Annotated in this window: 19 protein-coding genes and 1 pseudogene; 11 read left to right on the plus strand and 9 right to left on the minus strand. The window is 37.5% G+C overall.

What is annotated here, in order from left to right; genetic code table 11:
• Positions 1-81: 81 nt before the first annotated feature.
• Together PGN18_RS21275 and fabF are read left to right on the plus strand one after the other, a co-directional pair.
• On the plus strand, positions 82-852 hold the full coding sequence (locus PGN18_RS21275) for an SDR family oxidoreductase (RefSeq protein ID WP_335321592.1): 771 nt from the start codon (positions 82-84) through the stop codon (positions 850-852).
• Between the two features lie 215 nt (positions 853-1067).
• The gene (fabF, locus tag PGN18_RS21280; RefSeq protein WP_335321593.1) at positions 1068-2318 is read left to right on the plus strand and encodes a beta-ketoacyl-ACP synthase II; all 1251 of its coding nucleotides are present in this window, start codon (positions 1068-1070) and stop codon (positions 2316-2318) included.
• A 377-nt stretch (positions 2319-2695) separates the two neighbouring features.
• Here the strand turns inward: fabF and PGN18_RS21285 are convergent, their stop codons facing one another.
• The 3 genes from PGN18_RS21285 to PGN18_RS21295 all read right to left on the minus strand — a co-directional run bounded on the left by PGN18_RS21285 (position 2696) and on the right by PGN18_RS21295 (position 6096).
• Positions 2696-3241 (minus strand): YceH family protein, encoded by a 546-nt coding sequence (locus PGN18_RS21285; protein ID WP_335321594.1) that lies wholly within the window; start codon positions 3239-3241, stop codon positions 2696-2698.
• Positions 3242-3547: 306 nt separating this feature from the next.
• The gene (locus tag PGN18_RS21290; RefSeq protein WP_335321595.1) at positions 3548-5434 is read right to left on the minus strand and encodes an OmpA family protein; all 1887 of its coding nucleotides are present in this window, start codon (positions 5432-5434) and stop codon (positions 3548-3550) included.
• A gap of 38 nt (positions 5435-5472) precedes the next feature.
• Complete coding sequence (locus PGN18_RS21295; RefSeq protein ID WP_335321596.1) at positions 5473-6096, minus strand: 7-carboxy-7-deazaguanine synthase QueE; 624 nt, start codon at positions 6094-6096, stop codon at positions 5473-5475.
• A gap of 107 nt (positions 6097-6203) precedes the next feature.
• On the opposite strand from PGN18_RS21295, the gene PGN18_RS21300 reads away from it, so the two are divergent.
• Entirely contained in the window at positions 6204-6542 is a 339-nt protein-coding gene (locus PGN18_RS21300; protein WP_335321597.1) for a Rieske (2Fe-2S) protein, read from the plus strand.
• A gap of 134 nt (positions 6543-6676) precedes the next feature.
• Here the strand turns inward: PGN18_RS21300 and PGN18_RS21305 are convergent, their stop codons facing one another.
• The 6 genes from PGN18_RS21305 to PGN18_RS21330 all read right to left on the minus strand — a co-directional run bounded on the left by PGN18_RS21305 (position 6677) and on the right by PGN18_RS21330 (position 12742).
• Positions 6677-7096: a PIN domain-containing protein gene (locus PGN18_RS21305; RefSeq protein ID WP_335321598.1), complete on the minus strand. Its 420-nt coding sequence runs from the start codon at positions 7094-7096 to the stop codon at positions 6677-6679.
• A 3-nt stretch (positions 7097-7099) separates the two neighbouring features.
• The gene (locus PGN18_RS21310) at positions 7100-7360 is read right to left on the minus strand and encodes a DUF6364 family protein (RefSeq protein WP_335321599.1); all 261 of its coding nucleotides are present in this window, start codon (positions 7358-7360) and stop codon (positions 7100-7102) included.
• Positions 7361-7499: 139 nt separating this feature from the next.
• On the minus strand, positions 7500-8381 hold the full coding sequence (locus PGN18_RS21315; protein ID WP_335321600.1) for a bifunctional 5,10-methylenetetrahydrofolate dehydrogenase/5,10-methenyltetrahydrofolate cyclohydrolase: 882 nt from the start codon (positions 8379-8381) through the stop codon (positions 7500-7502).
• An 84-nt stretch (positions 8382-8465) separates the two neighbouring features.
• Positions 8466-10253 carry a translation elongation factor 4 gene (gene lepA / locus PGN18_RS21320; protein ID WP_335321601.1) on the minus strand — a complete coding sequence of 596 codons (1788 nt, stop codon included), beginning with the start codon at positions 10251-10253 and terminating at the stop codon, positions 8466-8468.
• A 364-nt stretch (positions 10254-10617) separates the two neighbouring features.
• Complete coding sequence (locus PGN18_RS21325) at positions 10618-12042, minus strand: MATE family efflux transporter (RefSeq protein WP_335321602.1); 1425 nt, start codon at positions 12040-12042, stop codon at positions 10618-10620.
• Between the two features lie 280 nt (positions 12043-12322).
• Positions 12323-12742 carry an acyl-CoA thioesterase gene (locus PGN18_RS21330; RefSeq protein WP_335321603.1) on the minus strand — a complete coding sequence of 140 codons (420 nt, stop codon included), beginning with the start codon at positions 12740-12742 and terminating at the stop codon, positions 12323-12325.
• A gap of 552 nt (positions 12743-13294) precedes the next feature.
• On the opposite strand from PGN18_RS21330, the gene rpsO reads away from it, so the two are divergent.
• The 8 genes and pseudogenes from rpsO to PGN18_RS21370 form a co-directional block, all read left to right on the plus strand.
• Positions 13295-13579, plus strand: a complete 285-nt coding sequence (rpsO, locus tag PGN18_RS21335) for a 30S ribosomal protein S15 (protein ID WP_025146265.1) — start codon at positions 13295-13297, stop codon at positions 13577-13579.
• A 175-nt stretch (positions 13580-13754) separates the two neighbouring features.
• On the plus strand, positions 13755-15890 hold the full coding sequence (pnp, locus tag PGN18_RS21340) for a polyribonucleotide nucleotidyltransferase (RefSeq protein WP_335321604.1): 2136 nt from the start codon (positions 13755-13757) through the stop codon (positions 15888-15890).
• 123 nt (positions 15891-16013) lie between these two features.
• Positions 16014-16193 carry a hypothetical protein gene (locus PGN18_RS21345; protein WP_335321605.1) on the plus strand — a complete coding sequence of 60 codons (180 nt, stop codon included), beginning with the start codon at positions 16014-16016 and terminating at the stop codon, positions 16191-16193.
• A 3-nt stretch (positions 16194-16196) separates the two neighbouring features.
• On the plus strand, positions 16197-16364 hold the full coding sequence (locus PGN18_RS21350) for a hypothetical protein (protein WP_335321606.1): 168 nt from the start codon (positions 16197-16199) through the stop codon (positions 16362-16364).
• A gap of 83 nt (positions 16365-16447) precedes the next feature.
• Positions 16448-16645: a hypothetical protein gene (locus PGN18_RS21355; protein ID WP_222431146.1), complete on the plus strand. Its 198-nt coding sequence runs from the start codon at positions 16448-16450 to the stop codon at positions 16643-16645.
• Positions 16646-17316: pseudogene (rpe, locus tag PGN18_RS21360) on the plus strand (ribulose-phosphate 3-epimerase).
• 201 nt (positions 17317-17517) lie between these two features.
• Entirely contained in the window at positions 17518-19938 is a 2421-nt protein-coding gene (locus PGN18_RS21365; RefSeq protein ID WP_335321607.1) for a TonB-dependent receptor, read from the plus strand.
• Between the two features lie 218 nt (positions 19939-20156).
• A partial coding sequence (locus PGN18_RS21370) for an aminotransferase class V-fold PLP-dependent enzyme (protein WP_335321608.1) occupies positions 20157-20479 on the plus strand: 323 nt, incomplete at its 3' end.

Consider the following 20479-nt stretch of genomic DNA (forward strand, 5'->3'; position numbering starts at 1 on the left):
TGAACCAAAATATACCGATTGGTATTTATTATACTTAGAAGGCATTTCTTAATCTTAAAAATTTTAAAAAAAAATATAAAAATGAAAACTTCGAAAAATACCGTTTTATTGATCGGCGGAACTGCTGGTATCGGTTTAGAGATCGCAAAACAATTAACCGCTTTAGATAACCATGTAATTATTACGGGTAGAAATCAAGGCAGACTAGATGCAGCAGCTGCATCATTACCTAATTTAACTACTGTTCTGTCTGACGTGAGCAAGGGAGATGATGTAGATCTTTTGGTCGAGAAAATCAAATCTGAATTTCCTCAGTTAAACTTGTTGATCAACAACGCCGGAAGAGCATTGCTTTATAATTTAGCCGATCCGAATCAGGATGCATTTGAAAATGCAGCAGATGAAATATTGACCAATTACCTTTCTATCATCAGGATCAATCAAAAATTATTGCCTGTATTAAAACAACAGGCAGCATCAGCGATTGTAAATGTTTCATCTGTAGTAGCTTATGTGCCAGGGATTACCTTGCCAACTTATGCAGCCAGTAAAGCAGCGTTACATTCATACAGCACTTCGTTAAGATTAAGTTTAGAAGAAACAACTGTTAAAGTTTTCGAATTGATGCCACCGTTGGTCGATACCGAGTTTTCAAAAGAGATCGGTGGCCATAATGGGATTAAACCTTCGGTTGTTGCCGATGAATTCATCGCTGCTTTAGCCAATGATGAGTTTGAAATCAGGGTAGGCGATACCGCAAAGATTTATGAATTGTTCAGACAGTCGCCAGTTGATGCTTTAAATGTAATGAATGCCAATAGAAAGGCTTGGATAGATACCGTTGAGCACTAAAATAATATGAGCTGGAAAGGAAAAAAAAGTTGTTTCCATTTAGATGACGGTTTTCAATATGGGAATTGTTACTTTCGCGGCATTAAGTAAATCCTGGGTTTACATCAACTGTAACAAGACAATTGGCCGTGTTGATCTATTCCAGTTATATTAAAATACCCTTTGGATAAATAACAGTTCATTTTATCCAAGGGAATTGACTAAAAAATATTAAAATGAAAAGAGTAGTAGTAACCGGTTTAGGTGCGATAACCCCGCTTGGCAATACCGTTGAGCAATTTTGGCAACAAATTTTAGCCGGAAAAAGTGGAATTGGTCCCATTACAAAATTTGATTCGGGTAAATTTAAAACGCAGTTTGCAGGTGAAGTAAAGGATTTTAATCCTGAAGAATACCTGGAGAAAAAGGAGATTAAAAAATACGACCTTTTTACGCAGTATGCTATTGCTTCGAGCGATCAGGCTATAGAAGATGCCAGATTGGATTTCAGTGCCATGAATGATGGAGAATTGGCTGAAGTTGGCGTAATCTGGGCAACTGGAAATGGGGGTATCGGTACTTTTGAGGCACAATTGGAAGAATTTCATGCAGGAGATGGCACGCCAAGGTTTAACCCTTATTTTATTCCAAAAATGATTGTTGATATTGCTGCTGGGGCTATTTCTATTCGTCATAAATTGCGCGGACCAAATTATTGTACAGTTTCGGCCTGTGCATCATCTAATACCGCAATTGTGAACGCTTTTGATACGATCCGTTTAGGAAAAGCAAACGTGATGATTGCCGGTGGTTCGGAAGCAGCATTGACCAAATCATCTGTAGGTGGATTTAACGCTGCACAAGCTTTATCGAAAAATAACGACGATCCTCAAGGTGCATCTAAACCTTTTGATAAAGATAGAGATGGTTTCGTGATGAGTGAAGGTGCTGGTGCCTTGGTTTTGGAAGAGCTGGAATATGCTTTAGCGCGTGGCGCAGATATTTATGCCGAAATTGTTGGTGGGGGAATGGCTGCAGATGCCTATCACCTTACCGGAACGCCTCCTGATGGCATTGGTGCTGCTTTAGGGATGAAAAAAGCATTAAAAGACGCTGGCATAACTGCGGATAAAATTGATTATATTAATGCACACGCTACCTCAACCGGATTGGGCGATTTAAGTGAATTGCAGGGAATTAATACTGTTTTTAATGGTTTACCTGTAATCATTGGCGCCACTAAATCGATGACCGGCCATTTGTTGGGTGCAGCAGGTGCAATTGAAAGTGTAATCAGTATTCTTTCGATCAGGCATAATATCATTCCGCCTACGATTAACACCAAAAATTTAGACGAAAATATTCCAAAGGGATTAAATATTGTTTTGGGCGAGCCAATTAAGAAGGAAATCAATTATGTATTAAACAATACTTTTGGTTTCGGTGGTCACACGGCGAGTACTATTTTTAAAAAGTACGAAGCTTAGTATTGGTCTTAGCGTCTCGCTAAGACCAATTTTCGCCACGGAAACACAGAAACACGGAAAGTTAATTCGCAAAGTCTAATACAACGCTACCATCGACAGACTCCAATAGAACGGTCGTCATTCTCGCGCATTCGCGAATCTTAATACGAGCGCTTTAAGATTCCCAATCAAGTTGGGAATGACGATTTTTTGAAGGATTATCTGCTTAAATTATTTTTCACTTAGTATTCGTCTTAGCGTCTCGCTAAGACTTAATTTTTGCCACGGAAACACAGAAAGTTAATTCGTAAGGTCGCCGACTACGAGCAGACTAACGAGCACTTTAATTAAAGTTATCACTGGAAAATCACTGAACCAATGCCAATGAACTAGCTAACCTACTTGTCCATCAATAAATTCACCAGCTCTTTAAGTTCTTCCACTTCCAATTCTAGCTTTTCAACGCGATTTTCCAATGCTGTGGTATCAGTTTGAGGTGCTGTATATGTTTCAGGATCTGTTGCGGTTTCAGCTTGTTCGCCTAAAAGATGAACAAAACGGGCTTCCTTCTGACCAGCTTTCTTAGCCAATTGTTTTACAAAGGCTGGTTCTTCATCCGAAAGTTTTTGAAGTTGTTCTAAAACCTCTTCTATACTTTCAAATTCATATAACCTTCCCGAATTGCTATTAATTTCTCCAGGTGTTAATGGACCGCGTAAAAGCAAAAGGCAAATGATTGCCAACTCAGAGGGTACTAATGGATAAACAATGGCTAAATTATGTTTGTATTTAGTTGCGCGACTGGATCCTCCTGTAACGGTGGAAATTAACCCTTTTATTTTAAGTTGGTTTAGCGTTAAAGTTATCGTTTCCTCATCATAATTTACCACCGGATTTCTTGAACTTTTTTGGTTACACGCAGCCGTTAAACTGTTTAAAGTCATTGGGTAATAATCGGGCGTGGTGCGGCTTTTTTTTCTATTAAAGCGCCTAAAACACGTTGTTCTTCTGCTGATAAATCGGGCAGGGGTTTTACATTATCCATATGATAAAAGTATAAATTGCTTGAGTTTTTTAAAAATTATTTTGTTAGAGGCTTGTTTTTAGGTAGTTATATTGAAAGATTACCTTTAATATAGGATAAAACTACAAATTGAAAAAGGGCTTGACCGAAACAACCGTATATTTATTATTTTAGCCACTTTATAACAAGGAGTATTGAGTTCAGATCAAATAGAATCACAGAAAAACTATATTTTAGTAATCACAAAAGAAGTTCTTCTGTTGTTTTTTCTGCCTGTTTCAGTTTTATTATCAGCAATAGGTTTATTAGCCCCAAAGCCCTTGAAAGTAAGCCTTTTTGCATCAATACTGTTTTTGACCAGATAGTCGTAAACGGCGTTGGCTCGATTATAAGATAACTTTTCATTCAGTTTATCATCACCAACATTATCGGTATGTCCCTGAATTTCAATTTGAACATTTTCATTTTGATGCAAAAAATCGATCAGCAGGTCCAGTTCACGAATAGAAGCAGGTAAAAGATTAAACTTATTGGTGTCGAAAAAAATATTTTTTAAGGTTACATTTCCGCCTTGTTTTATTTTTTCGATGTATACTTCAATCTGGTAAGGTTTGTTGATATCGACACTCTTAAGTTCGAAGTTTTCAGAGTAAAATAGGTAGCCTTCAGCATTAACATTAAACAGATAATTGCTCCCAATGGGCATCACTGCCAAAAATTGACCCGTTTCGGGATCGGTATAATCATCAAAAAAGGTCTTATTGGTTTTCAAATCTATTACCTGCACATTGCTTTCAATTGTTTTTTTAGTGTCCCGATCTTTTACAATTCCTTTTACATAAGAAACCTTTAAGGGTTTTGCCGTTTCCGGAATGCCAAAACTGTAAATGTCCTGCATGCCATAACCTCCTTTCAAATTTGATGAGAAGAACCCGGAGTTTCCATCGGCGCTTACCACTAAACCGCTTTCATCTTCAAAAGAATTGATCGGATAACCAATGTTAATCGGTTTTTGCCATTGGCCATCATTTCCCTGTCTACTAAAGTAAATATCTTTATTCCCAAAACCTGGCCAGCCATTTGAAGAAAAATACAATGTTTTGCCGTCTGCATGTAGAAAAGGAGTATTTTCATCAAAAGCGGTGTTGATCTCAGGTCCAAGATTAATGGCAGGGCCCCATTTTGCATCTTCCGTTATGGTACTCTTCCATATATCGTAACCCCCATATCCACCAGGTCTGTTGCTAATGAAATATAATGTACGCCCATCAGGACTAATGGCCGGTTGCGATTCCCAGAACTCAGAATTAACAGGCTTACCAATATTATAGGGTTCACCCCAATCTTTCCCCTCGCGGTGAGAAACATAAATATCACATCTGCCTAAACCTTCTGGTCGATTGCATCCGGTAAAAAATAGATATTTACCATCAGGAGAAATTGTTTGTGCACCTTCATTATAACTAGTTGTATTTATTTTGCTTGATAACGGCTTGGCAAGACCCCATGTGCCGTTTTTAAACTGTGCGCTCCAAAAGTCTTCATTACCATTTACCTGGCGGGTAAAAACCAATGTCTCTCCATCGGCAGTGATCGCAGGGAAGTATTCGGCATCGGGTGTGTTAACACCTTCGCCTAAATTTAATGGGTTATATTTTACAGGCTTCGTTATTGCGATGTTGGCGAAATCGCAATCCAAAAGATACTTTTTTGCTTTCCTCGTTTTTTCAGATGAAGAATTCAATGCCAAAAAATTAATAAAATGCTGCTTTGCTTTTAAATAATCCTTCGTAGCAAATGTTGTTTCTGCTAGGTCATAAATTACTTCGGGAGCAACGGTTTTATTAATTAAAATTGCCTTTTCGTAAGCTGTTTTGGCTTCCTGATATCTTTTTTGAGCTTTATAAACGCCAGCAAGTAAGATATAAGCGTTCTGAAATAGCGGATCGGCTTCTACCGCATTCTTTAATACCTGTTCAGCGGAAGTGTAATCAAATTTATCAATAAATGGACCTGCTTTTTCAAAATAAACCTGCGCTTTTTTACTTGTAGAACTTTGTGCAAAACAATAAAAGCTTAGTATGCTAAAAGAGAGGATTAAGCAAAATTTCATTACATTAACATTTGGTATAAAAGCTAATGTAAACTAAATTAAGGAATATTTAAAAATTTGTGTGTTTGTAAGGAAATCTCCCATTTAGGGTTGGCCATTACATACTCAATAATTAATGGTGTAATTTCTTTTGATTTAGACCACTCTGGCTGAAGATATAATTTGCAGTTAGGAGATACCATTGCAGCATATTCCTCGGCCCATTTAAAATCACTTTTATTGAAAACAATTACCTTTAGCTCGTTGGCGAAAGGGGTAATATCAGGCCTTGGTGCTTTAAACTTTTTGGGCGATAGGCAAATCCAATCCCAGTTACCCGAAAGGGGGTAGGCACCTGATGTTTCGATAAACGTTAGGATTCCTCGTTCTTTAAGTTTATTGGTGAGGTAATCGAGATTATAAATTAAAGGCTCGCCCCCTGTGATTACCACTGCCTTACCAGGAAATTGACTGGCATTTTCTACAATAACATCCGAAGTTGTGAGCGGATGCATCTCTGCGTCCCAGCTTTCTTTAACATCACACCAGTGGCAACCTACATCGCAACCGCCCAAGCGGATAAAATAGGCCGCTTTACCTGTGTTAAATCCCTCGCCCTGTATGGTGTAAAATTCTTCCATTAAAGGAAGTAATGTGCCGTCTTCTGGTATTGCTTGTTTCATTTTTGAGCTTGCAAATATCTTAAAAAAATGTGGGGAAGCAGTTCCTATTTCTAAATTTAATAGAAAGATGAAATAATACTGATATTTATTTGCCGTATTTTAGTACTATGAAGTGGTTTAAAGCATTAAATAACAATCAAATTCCCCATATCGATGACATCAGAACCATTTCTGTTAATGGCAAACAGATTTGTGTGATTAATAATGAAGATAAAATTATGGCTACACAATCACATTGTCCGCATGCCGGTGGACATTTTAGCGGTGGCTGGTGCAAAAACGGACGCCTGGTTTGCCCGATTCACCGTTACGAATACAGCTTAGTAACAGGGAGGGGAGCAGAAGGCCAGGGCGATTACATTAGAATCTATCCTACAGAATTGAGAGAAGACGGTCTATACATTGGTTTCGAAGAAAGTTGGTGGAGTAAATTTTGGGGTAGTTAAATTCATTTCTCTTGATTCATCATTTCGACTATGGCGCAGTCCCGAACTTTTGGGAGAGAAATCTATGAGCTGTATAAAAGATCCTTCATTTCATTCAGGATTGACAGGTCTGGTAAAAAGTTCTATCACTAATATTAATTAAGCAAATGTCTTCTAAAAAACTCCTGACAGTTTAAAACTTCAATTTCAGAAAAATAAAAATCTTCCACATCTTCAGTGATGATACATTTACAATCAACTGATTGCGCAGCGTAATACTCAAGTCCATCTTCAAAGTCGTGTATCTTCTTATTCGATAATGTATCCAAAACACCTTTTGATGAATTTCCTGCAATTTTAATATATTGGCAAAGCAAATCGATTTTCTGCTTGGCCAATTGAGATTTATGTTTCTTCTCGGCAAAGTAAAAAGCAATGGCCAAACAAAGTGGTGAAGTATAGATTTCAAATTTTGGATGAGATGCCAAGCTTAAAATTCTCGATGAATAGGTATAAAGTGGGTATTCTTTATTCAGTACCGATACTAAAACATTGGCGTCCAAAAATATCTTCATCAATTATTTTTTAGAGGAGAAGAATTCGTCTTTTGAATTTTTACGGGTTGCCTTTGGTATTTTTTTATACGCTACTTCACCTTCAGCAACCATACTCACCCAGTCTGAAATGGGAAAATCCTCTAAAGACTTGTATTCTTTAGCAGTTACCTGAGTTAAGAGGTGTTCTATTAATCGTGACAAGCTGATGTTATTTTCAGCAGCATATTTTTTTGCCCTCGCTACAACATCTTGATTGAAACTTAAAGTTAATTTAGTATCCATCTGATTAAATTTTATCTCAAATATAGGGATTTTACGTAGGGATTAAAAATTTTATACGTAAAAAAAACGGCTCAAATAGTTAAGCCGTTTTTCCAAATTCATCAACTTTGATGTTTTATTTTAGTCTTTAAACTCTCAATTATAAATAAATTTCTTTCCTCGCTGATGCCAAGGTATTTTTCAATAAACCAACAATGGTCATCAAACCTACACCGCCAGGTACAGGAGTAATGTAGGATGATATAGGTGCAACATTTTCAAAATCAACATCACCATATAACTTAAAACCTGATTTGGTTTCAGTAGAGTTTTCACGGTTAATGCCCACATCAATAATAATGGCACCAGGTTTAACCATATCGGCAGTAACGAAATTCTTCTTACCAATCGCCGCAATTACGATATCTGCCTGCAAAACCTGCTCTTTCAAATCTTTGGTGCGTGAGTGTGTAAGTGTTACTGTACAGTTACCAGGATTGGCATTACGGGCCATCAAAATACTCATTGGGCTACCTACAATGTTACTGCGACCCACCACCACACAGTGTTTTCCTGCAGTATCGATATTGTATTCCTGCAACATTAACAAGATGCCGTATGGTGTAGCTGGGATGAAGCAAGGTAGGTTTCGCATCATCCTCCCAAGGTTTACGGGATGGAAACCATCAACATCCTTGCGATAGTCGATCTTTTCGGTTACTTTCTCAGGATCAATATGCTTAGGTAAAGGCAATTGTACAATTAAACCATCTACATCAGCATCCTGATTAATTTCTTCAATTTTCGCCAATAATTCAGCTTCGGTAACCGAATTATCGTAACGGTGTAGTGAAGATTTAAAACCAACTTTTTCACAGTTTTTCATCTTACTGGCCACATAGGTTTCGCTGCCACCATCGTTACCAACCAAAATGGCTACAAGGTGTGGTTTGCGGCCTGTTTTATTCAAAAAATCAGTTGCCTCTTCAGCAATTTGAACTTTAACTTTTTCTGATACGTATTTACCGTCTAATAATTTCATTTTCCAAAGTATCGAGTAGTAAGTATCAAGTATCAAGTTGAACAATTTGTTTTGCTACCTGATACTTGTATCTTGATTCTATATCTAATCCAATTTCAAAACCGCCATAAATGCAGATTGCGGAATTTCTACGTTACCCACCTGGCGCATGCGTTTTTTACCTTTTTTCTGTTTTTCCAACAACTTACGCTTGCGGGAAATATCACCACCATAACATTTCGCGGTTACATCTTTACGCAAAGCACTCAAGGTTTCGCGGGCAATAACTTTTGCGCCGATCGAAGCCTGGATTTTAATTTCAAATTGCTGACGTGGGATCAGTTCTTTTAATTTCTCGCAGATTTTCTTACCGAAATCGTAAGCGTTACTGCGGTGAATTAATGAAGACAAGGCATCAACAGGCTCTTCATTGATCAACATATCTAAACGCACCAAATCCGATTTACGGTAACCCACCTGGTGATAATCGAAAGAGGCATAACCTTTCGAAATGGTTTTAAGCTTATCGTAAAAGTCGAATACAATTTCGCCCATTGGCATTTCAAAAACCAATTCAACACGGTCAGAAGTTAAGTAGGATTGATTAACAATAATACCACGTTTTTGAATACAAAGCGACATTACCGGACCAACAAATTCTGCTTTAGTAATGATATTGGCTTTGATAAAAGGCTCTTCAACAGAATCCAGCTTGCTTGGGTCTGGTAAATCGGATGGATTGTTCACCGTAATTTCGACGCCTTTGGTGGTATGTGCAACATAAGATACGTTGGGTACCGTCGTAATTACCGTCATGTCAAATTCGCGTTCTAAGCGCTCCTGGATAATCTCCATGTGCAACATGCCTAGGAAACCACAACGGAAACCAAAACCTAACGCAGCAGAACTTTCCGGTTCGAAAACAATAGAGGCATCATTTAACTGTAGTTTGTGCATGGCTTCGCGCAATTCTTCAAAATCCTCTGTATCAACCGGGTAAATACCGGCAAATACCATTGGTTTTACCTCTTCAAAACCCTGGATAGCACCATCTGCGGGTCTGCCAACCGTTGTAATGGTATCACCAACTTTTACTTCGCGTGCTTCCTTAATTCCTGAAATAATATAACCTACATCACCGGTTTTAACTACATTACGCGGAGCCATATCCAGCTTTAGAATACCAACCTCATCAGCTAGGTATTCTTTGCCCGTATTAATAAACTTTACTTTATCTCCCTTTTTAATTTCGCCGTTTACTACCTTGAAATAAGCAATAATCCCTCTGAACGAATTAAACACAGAGTCAAAAATCAATGCTTGTAACGGTGCTTCGGTATCGCCAACCGGAGCCGGAACCCTATCCACAATGGCTTGTAAGATATCAGGTATTCCCATTCCTGTTTTACCTGAAGCAGGAATAATATCATCGCGATCACAACCGATTAAATCAATAATCTGGTCTTTTACCTCTTCTGGCATGGCGCCTGGTAAGTCCATTTTATTCAGGATCGGGATAATCTCAAGATCATGCTCTAAAGCCAGGTATAAATTTGAAATGGTTTGTGCCTGAATGCCTTGCGAGGCATCAACGATTAACAAAGCACCCTCGCAGGCCGCAATTGAACGCGAAACCTCGTATGAGAAATCTACGTGTCCAGGGGTGTCAATTAAGTTAAAAACATACTCCTCACCGCCAACTTTATAGTTCATTTGTATGGCATGACTTTTTATGGTAATGCCCCTCTCGCGCTCCAAATCCATATTATCGAGCAATTGCGCCTGCGCTTCCCGCTGCGAAATCGTCGCTGTATATTCTAATAACCTATCAGCCAGAGTACTTTTACCATGGTCAATATGTGCAATAATGCAAAAATTACGTATATGCTTCATCTTTGCGCAAAGATATGTTTTTTAATGGAAAATGTAAGGGGTAAAATGGAATGCCGAAGAGGCTGAATTTATCCTGTTGTAAAGGTCAGAAGTAGTGATTTATCAGTTAAGGCAGTCCTGTTTTTCAGGATATTTTTAATGAGTGCTGGCCAATTGAGGGTTGATTTTTTCAAACCAATATGTATAAGAGGTTGATTTTAGTAACTGAATTAGGCTGCAAGTTTCGTCATTGCTTAAAAGGCTTTTTTCAGCCGACAAAGCCTTTCGGCGCCAGGCTGGCAATCTTAAAACGGTTGCTATACTAGCGTTGCGCATTAAGATGGCTTCGTGCCTCAGCAATGACGAATTTTTTTATATTAGGATATTAAACCTTTGTTCTCTTCCACTTTCCTTTTTTAAACAAGATAAATGCTGCTATTGCAATACCTGCTTCGGCTGTCGGGATGGCAATAAAAACACCTGTTGGACCCATTTCTAAATATTTGGCTAAAAAGTATGCCAATGGAATCTGGAAGAGCCAAAAAGCAAATACATTTATTTTGGTCGGTGTCCAGGTATCACCGGCACCATTGAACGCACTGCTGAATACCATTGCGGCTCCATAAATCACAAAACCGATGCTTAAAATTTTCAAGGCTTGGCCAGCTACATCGATCACATTTTCGTCCGTGGTAAAAAAAGCCGCGAACAAGTGTCCACAAGTTAAGAACAGCATACTTACAATTGCCATGAAAATGATAATGTACTTCAAGGTCTGAAATACCGATTTTTCAGCACGATCTATATGGCCAGCTCCTAAATTCTGGCCAACCAGGGTAGCGGCTGCATTGCTTAAACCCCAAGCTGGTAACATAAAAAACATCATCAAACGTAGTGCGGTTTGATAACCTGCCGAGCCCGTATCGCCACCTGTGGTAGCAACCAGTTCGGCTAAAAATACCCAGCTACAGCTGGCAATGACAAACTGAAAGATAGCTGGAGCAGCAATTTTTATAATGGCTTTAATCTGTTCCCAATCGGGGATAAAATGGCTAAACTGTATTTTTAAAGCATTTTTACCATTAAACAGGTTGTATACCTGATAGATAACACCTAAACCTCTACCAATGGTAGTGGCAATGGCAGCACCGGTTAAACCGAAAGCTGGTATTGGTCCTAAACCATTGATCAAAATAGGGCAAAGGATGATGTTAGCAATGTTGGCGATCCATAAACTCCGCATGGCAATTGCTGCATTTCCTGCACCACGAAAAATTCCGTTAATTAAAAATAGCAAGACAATAATGATACTTCCACCCATCATAATGCGCACGAATGTAACCCCTTGATCTGCTGTTTCTATTGAAGCGCCCATGAGCAGCAGGATATCTCTGGCGTAAATTAAGCCCAGGATGCTGATGATAATATTTATAAAAACAGCTATTACAATGGTTTGCATGCCAGCTTTTGATGCCGCTTCTGGGTTTTTCTCACCAATTCTCCGAGCTACAACCGCAGTTGCAGCCATACTTAAACCAATGGCTAATGAATATATAATGGTTAAAACTGATTCTGTTAAACCAACGGTTTGGATCGCATGACTGCTATTTTCAAGGTGGCCAACAAAGTATAAATCAACTAACGCGAAAACTGATTCCATAGCCATTTCCAGCATCATTGGAATGGCCAATAAAATAATGGCCCGTTTAATACTTATGGATGTGAGGTCAACCTCGTGACCTTTTAAAGACTGTACCAGGATATCAAAAAAAGATGATAGTTTGCCCTGTGCCTTTGTAGACTGTGACATATAATTATAATAAAAATGATGGATAAACCGATGATACGCGATTAAGCGTACATACCTAAATTAAGTGGGGAGGGAATCCTCGGTTGCTTAAAACCTCAAACGGATTGCAGATACTATCATGGTTCTGGTCTTTTTGATAATCCAAAGATAGCGAAAAAAACTAAATGTCAAATTTTGATGACCAATTTTTAAGGATTGATTAAACTTTGTGATTTCTTTTACCAGGAAAATGTGGAACTCACGGATCTATAATCCCTAAAATCGGTGTAATAATAATCTTCTATATACTATAAGCTTTAATCATTTCTTCACTAACTTTTGTGCCTCTACCTGTATGTAAATTGATAAGCACATAATCAAAAACACCGTCTGATGCGATCTTTCCGGTTTTTTTGTTGATGATTTCAAACTGCACTGAGCAGCCCTTATCGTTCATGACTAAAATGCCTGTCCTGATCAACATTAAATCGTTCATTAATAGCGGTCGTTTGAAATTGATATCAACATGGCTTACCACCCAGCCTAAGCCTTGGTTGGTAAAATGTTCCCAGGGCATACCGTAAAACTTTTCCATTTGTTCATAACGGGCAGCCAATACATAATCAAGGTATTTACTGTTATGCACATGGTTAAACATATCTATATCATCCGGACGGACGCGTAATTCACTTTCAAATATGCTGTATCGATTCTTTTCCAAGGGTAAATGTTTTTGTGCAAATTAAGGGATTTAATATTTGCAATGTCAAGTATTAGTTGCTTTTTGTATATTTAAGATGAAATGGGAAAGCTTAAGTTATATGATATTAATACTCCACGCGAGAAAATTGTTGAGTAACGTGATGCTATTTATTTGAGCCATACCGCTGAAGAGCGTTTTTTTGGCGTTCTTAAACTCAGTCATATTCTGTTACCATGAATGGCGGCAAACCATTAAAATCTCCTTAAGGCAAAGGGCCTGTAATTCGTAAGCCAAACGTGTAGTTTTTCTGATGTCTAACTTAAGCGTAATTTATTATGTAATTTGATTTTATTCTTGCAAGATGCAGTCGTTATGCTTAGTTCAGCATTTTACTATACAATAGCCCCTGAAATAAATTCAGGGTGACGTGGTAATATTTAGACTATCTATAAATCTTTAACGATAATTATTGATCAAGTTTTTAGTAACAAACTATTGCTAATAAATAAAATTACCCTTATCTTTGCGCCACAATTAATTAATTTTTATTGCTTTAATATTATTCAAGAAATGTATTTAAGTCCAGAGAAGAAAGCCGAAATCTTTAAACAACACGGCGAAGTAGAAACCAATACTGGTTCTGCAGAAGGTCAGGTAGCGTTATTTACATACCGTATTGCGCACTTAACAGAACACTTAAAGAAAAATCGTAAAGATTTCTCTACCCAGTTGTCACTTCAAAAATTGGTAGGTAAACGCCGCGGTATTTTGGCTTACCTATACAAAAAAGATATTGAGCGCTACCGTGCTATCATCAAAGCTTTATCGCTTCGTGATATCATCAAACAAAAATAAGCGAATTTTATCAGCAAAAGCCATTCTTAAGGGAGTGGCTTTTTAATTTCCTGTTAATTTTTTTAACGGGATTTGTTATGATAGGCTTTTTTAATCCTATCTTCGTTTGCAAAAACAAAAACATATATAAACAGCGGTGTGTAGAAAGAGGAAAACACATCATAATTCTAATTAAATGAATGTAATAAAAAAATCGTTCGATTTGGGCGATGGCAGAATTGTAGAAATTGAAACAGGTAAACTGGCTAAACAGGCTGATGGTTCGGTTGTAGTAAAAATGGGCAATACGATGTTGCTGGCAACGGTTGTATCTACTGTTGGTGCTAAACCGGGTACTGATTTTTTACCTTTATCAGTTGATTATCAAGAAAAATACGCGGCTACCGGCCGTATTCCAGGTGGTTTTTTACGTCGTGAGGCCAGATTATCTGATTACGAGGTATTAATTTCCCGTTTGGTAGACAGGGCTTTGCGTCCACAGTTCCCTTCAGATTATCATGCTGATACACAGGTGATGATTTCTTTAATCTCTGCTGATAAAAATATCATGCCAGATTGTTTGGCAGGTTTAGCCGCATCAGCTGCATTATCAGTTTCTGATATTCCTTTCAACGGTCCTATTTCTGAAGTACGTGTAGCTAAAATTGACGGTAAATTGGTCATCAATCCATTCGCCAGCGATTTGGAGCGTGCTACACTTGAATTTATGGTTGCAGGTTCTGCTAACGATATTTGTATGGTGGAAGGTGAGTGCGATGAGATCCAGGAAGATGAAATGGTTGAAGCTTTAAAATTTGCACACGATGCCATTAAAGTTCAATGTGCTGTTCAGGTTGAATTAACAGAAGCAACAGGCAAAACCGTTAAACGCGAATACAGTCACGAAGATCACGATGCAGACTTAAAAGCTAAGGTTTATGCCGATACTTACGATAAAGTTTACGCGGTGGCTAAGGCTGGTGGTAATAAAGATGTTCGTAAAGAAGGGTTTACAGCAATCATCAATGAATTCTTTGAGGCTATGCCAGAAGATACTGCTGATTTGACTAAAGCATTGGCTAAACATTATTATCATGATGTTCAGTACGATGCGATCAGAAACTTGTTATTGGATGAAGGCATCCGTTTAGACGGACGTAAAACTACCGAAATCCGTCCGATCTGGAGTGAAGTTGGTTATTTACCGGCTGCGCACGGTTCCGCTGTATTTACACGTGGCGAAACCCAATCGTTAACTTCAGTTACTTTAGGTGGTAAAGATGATGAGCAAATGATTGATGGTGCTTTCTTTAATGGCTACCAGAAATTCTTATTACACTACAATTTCCCTGGTTTTTCTACTGGTGAGGTTAGACCAAACAGAGGTGCTGGCCGTCGTGAAATCGGTCACGGTAACCTGGCTCAGCGTTCGTTGAAAAAAGTATTACCACAAGGGGAGGCAAATCCTTACACCATCCGTGTAGTTTCTGATATTTTAGAATCTAATGGTTCATCATCAATGGCAACTGTTTGTGCGGGTACATTAGCGCTTATGGATGCTGGTATTAAAATTAAATCTCCTGTTTCTGGTATTGCAATGGGGTTGATTACCGATGAGAAAACGGGTAAATATGCTATCCTTTCAGACATTTTAGGTGATGAAGATCACTTAGGTGATATGGACTTTAAAGTAACCGGTACCGAAAATGGTATTGTTGCTTGCCAGATGGATTTAAAAATCAATGGTTTATCTTACGAAGTATTAACCAAAGCTTTATTACAGGCTAAAGATGGTCGTTTACATATCTTAAATGAGATGAAGAAAACCATCAGCCAGCCTAATGAAGATTATAAACCACATGCACCTCGCATTGTTTCTTTAACTATTGATAAAGAATTTATTGGTGCAATTATTGGCCCTGGCGGTAAAATTATTCAGGAAATGCAACGTGAAACCGGAGCTACGATCTCAATTGAAGAAGTTGAAGGTAAAGGGATCGTAGAAGTATTTGCTGATAACAAAGCAGCAATCGATGCAGCAGTTACCCGTATCCGTAATATTGTTGCCAAGCCAGAAATTGGTGAAATTTACCAGGGTAAAGTAAAATCAATCATGCCATTTGGCGCTTTTGTTGAGGTAATGCCAGGTAAAGATGGTTTATTACACATCTCCGAAATTTCTTGGGAGCGCTTAGAGACCATGGACGGTGTATTGAAAGAAGGTGATAAAATCGAAGTTAAATTGTTAGACATCGATAAACAAGGTAAAATGAAACTTTCGCGTAAAGTTTTATTGCCAAGACCAGAAAAACCAGCTGCACCAAAAGCATAATTGGCGTTCGTTATGCTGAATTTGTTTCAGCACCTCAATAATCAAACCCCTTTCAGTTTCACTGGAAGGGGTTTTTATTGATGGCTATTTTGTTTAACAATGATTTCGTAACTTGCATTACAGATGAAAAAAAATATCAACATCGTAGAAGAGCCTGTTGCTGATTATAAAAAGGCTGAAGAAGACTTACTTAAGAAGGGCTTATCAAGTAATTATACAGAACGTTTTCACACTATGGCAAGATTGATGAAGCTAAATATGATACTAAAATCTGCTAAAATTACTCATAAAAAAATCGAATAATAAATGGATGTTTTTGATGACGAGATTTTAAAATTGTGGCGTTCATTGCTGAACAATAATGTTAGCTTTATTATGATTGGTGGAGTTGCAACAAATCTACATGGCTTCCATAGAACAACAGACGATATAGATATTTGGATTAAAGATAATCTTGAGAACAGACAGAATTAGGAGACTTCAAAAATTTAGAAACTTTAGTGTTTATTCCAGGTTGGACGGATTTTTATTTGGATAATAGTTTAAGGATGGATATTATGACTACTGTTAAAGGTTTGGAGGAATTCGGTTTTGATAAGTGCTTAGAATACGCATCTATAGCAACAATTTATGAATTGGAAATCCCTTTTTTGCATATTAATCAATTAATTGATTCGAAGAAAGCTGCAAATCGACCGAAAGACCATATTGATATAATTGAATTGGAAAATATTAAAAAATTAAGAAACGATTAAATGAAAAACATTATAGCCCCATCCATACTTTCTGCTGATTTTGGCAACTTGCAGCGCGATATTGAAATGATTAATCAAAGTGAAGCCGATTGGTTCCACGTTGACGTGATGGATGGCGTTTTCGTTCCAAACATCTCTTTTGGTTTTCCGGTGATGGCTGCTGTAAAAAAACATGCTATTAAACCATTGGATGTACATTTAATGATTGTAGATCCAGATAGATACATTGAGGATTTTGCCAAAGCCGGTGCAGATAGAATTACGGTGCATTATGAAGCCTGTACACACTTGCACAGAACGATCCAGTTAATTAAGGCATCTGGCTGTAAAGCGGGGGTAGCCCTAAATCCGCATACACCGGTTACCTTGCTTCAGGATGTGATAGAAGATTTAGATTTGCATTGATTATGTCGGTTAACCCTGGATTTGGCGGGCAGGCGTTCATTCATAATACCTACAAGAAAATAAAGGATTTAAAAGTCATGATTCAGGGGGTAAATGAAAACTTAATTATAGAGGTTGACGGTGGCGTGGGTTTACAGAATATTGCTACACTAATGGCAGCAGGCGCTAACGCTTTTGTTGCTGGAAATGCAATTTTTGCCACAGATAATCCAACAGAAACGATTACCGAGATGAAGCAGCACTTTACTAATGGTATAAGTATTTAATTTTTTTATTGTTAAGTTTTTGAATTGTAAGGAGTATAGATTTATAATTTTCTTAGTATATAGTGTCGTTGTCATAAGATCTTCACCTCATTACTTGATACTTTTATCTCGATACTGATACTTTATCTTAATACTTGATACTTTTATCTTGATACTTGATACTTCATCTTGATACTTGATACTTTCATCTTGATACTAAAAATGCTCAAATTTCGGCTAATTATATTTTTTTTAATTGCCAGTTGCAGTTTTGCTGTAGCCCAACCCTTGGTTAGGGTATCAGGAATAGTTTATAGCGATGAAAAGTTGCCGTTGGCGCAGGTTACGGTAACTGTTATCGGACAGGCACAATCTACAGTTACAGATGAGTTTGGGGTTTATACCATTTATTCAAAATCAAAAACTTTCAGTATCAAGTATTCGCTTTTGGGATACCAACCACAGACCATTGAGTTTAGTGAACGCTCAGGCGCTCGAATTACCAGGCAGGTAAGCTTAATTCCCAATATTAATGAATTGGAACAGGTCAATGTCGCCAATAAACAGAATCAGTTAAGTAATGCCACTACCATCAACATTGGCGATGTTGCCTCCATGCCATTGGTTTCCGGTAATTTCGAAACCATGCTTAAAACCTTGCCAGGGGTATCTACCAATAACGAATTAAGTGCCCAGTATAGTGTTAGGGGAGGTAATTTTGATGAAAATCTGATTTATATCAATGATATAGAAATTAGCCGACCCGTATTGATCCGCAATGGGCAACAGGAGGGTTTAAGTTTTATTAATTCTGATCTGGTGAGTAAAGCAAAATTCTCTGCCGGTGGCTTTGAAGCAAGATATGGCGATAAACTTTCATCGGTTTTAGATATCAGGTATGATAAGCCAGATAGTAATCAAACGATATTGAGCACCAGCTTTTTAAACACTTCGTTAAGCACAAAAAGGGTATTTAAGAACAGCTTTTTACTTGCAGGTTTGCGATACAAAAATAATACAAGTGTTTTAATTAAGCAGGATGAGAAAGGAAGTTACAGTCCTAATTATGCCGATGCACAAGTGCTTTACCAGTACGATTTTTCGCCTAAAGTTAACGTCAGCTTTTTAAGCAATTTTAACATTGGTCAGTTTAAATTGATACCTACCAATCGCGAAACCCAGTTTGGGACTTTAAGCACTACATATAAATTAGATGTTGACTATACCGGGCAGGAAATAGATGATTATCAGACGTTTGGTAGTGCTATTACTATTGCTTATTCGCCTAAACCAAATTTGATAATTAAATTTATTAACAGCTATTTCAATACCATTGAAAGGGAACGCTTCGATATCAACGGAAGCTATATCTTTGCAGAGATTGATAAAAATTTTTATGGTGAAAATTTTGGACAAATTAGCAAAAGTAGGGGGATAGGCAGTTACTATAATTATGGACGAAATAGTTTAAATACCCAGGTTTTTTCTTCAGAAATTAAGATCGACCAGAATTTTAACAGTCATGTTTTTTCATTGGGATTGAAATTCGACCAGTCTAAGTACATCGATCAGTTGAATGAATATAACTATATTGATTCTGCAGGATATATTTTGCCCAATAACTCAAAAAATATCACTTTACAGGATGTGATCAATGTTAAAAACGACCTTGATATTAAAAATTTTAGCGCTTATGTTCAGGATAGTTATTCGCTTTCAAGTGTAGCAGAATTACAGCTGGGGGCACGAGCCACTTACAGTTCTTTAAGCAAACAATTGCTAATTAGTCCGAGGATGTTAATTGCTTATCGCCCAAACTCCAATAATAAAATACTAAGATTTACCGCAGGTATTTATAATCAGCCACCCTCGTACAGAACCATCCGTGATTTTTCAGGCCTATTAAATATAAATCAAAAGGCACAGCGTTCTTATAATACTTCTATAGGTTATGATTATGCTTTCGATGGCTTTGGAACCCGATTAAAATTTACTTCGGAGCTTTATTTTAAATATTCAGACCGGTTAATTCCTTACAAAATTGATAACCTCCGAATTAAATACCTGGCTAACGAGGTGTCGCGTGGTTACGCTTTCGGTGCTGATTTTAGTATTGGCGGTGAATTTGTCAAAGATCTGGTGTCTTATTTCAGAATGTCAGTGATGCATGCGAATGAAGACATTTTTGGGGATAGTTATGTTCAGAGGGGAATCACGATTTATCCAGGTTATCTAAAACGGCCTACAGATCAACGCCTTAACTTTTCCATATTTTTTCAGGATAGGCTCTTAAATAGCCCAACCTATAAAGTTCACCTCAATGCACTTTATGGTTCACGATTGCCAATCGGTCCGTCACAAACACCAAGATATTCAGATAAGTTTTATGTTCCATCTTACAAACGGGTGGATATCGGTTTTTCGAAAGATTTTTTAGATGATGCAGCCATGCATAAACCAAAATTCCTGGATAGAAATTTTAATGCTGTAATTCTGTTTTTCGAGGTCTTTAATATGCTGAATATTAACAATACGGTTTCATATCTTTGGCTAAAAGATGTAGATAATGTTCAATACGCGGTTCCAAATTATTTAACAGGTAGGCAGTTTAACCTAAAGTTGATTGTGAAGTTGAAGAATTAAAAAAGGTGATAGGATCTTCAAGATTTAATACGGATACAACTTTTGTTTAAGACCTAAATATTGGATATTTGAATTAATTCGGTTAATTGTAAAAACTGCAATAAATTAATCAACTTTAGGCTTTTTTTTAACAAAATTAAATTTTTTAGGTGACGATTTTGTGGGCATAACTGCTTTAAAAATTTTACATTTACGCCCATAAAACATTATATAATAACATGAAGCATAATTTTGGCGCAGGCCCTTGTATTTTACCTCAAGAAGTGTTTAAACAAGCCGCTCAGGCTGTTTTAGATTTTAACGATGGATTATCAATTTTAGAAATTTCGCACAGAACAACCGAATTTGAGGCAGTTGTTGCTGAAGCTGATAAGTTGGTAAAGGAATTATTAAATGTGCCATCGGGTTATTCCGTTTTATTTTTACAAGGTGGTGCAAGTTTACAGTTTGCCATGGTGCCAATGAATTTATTGGGCGATGGACAAATGGCAAGTTATTTAGATACTGGTGTTTGGGCAACCAAAGCCTTGAAAGAAGCTAA

The sequence above is a fragment of the Pedobacter terrae genome (genome assembly GCF_036946585.1).
GTDB lineage: Bacteria > Bacteroidota > Bacteroidia > Sphingobacteriales > Sphingobacteriaceae > Pedobacter > Pedobacter terrae_C.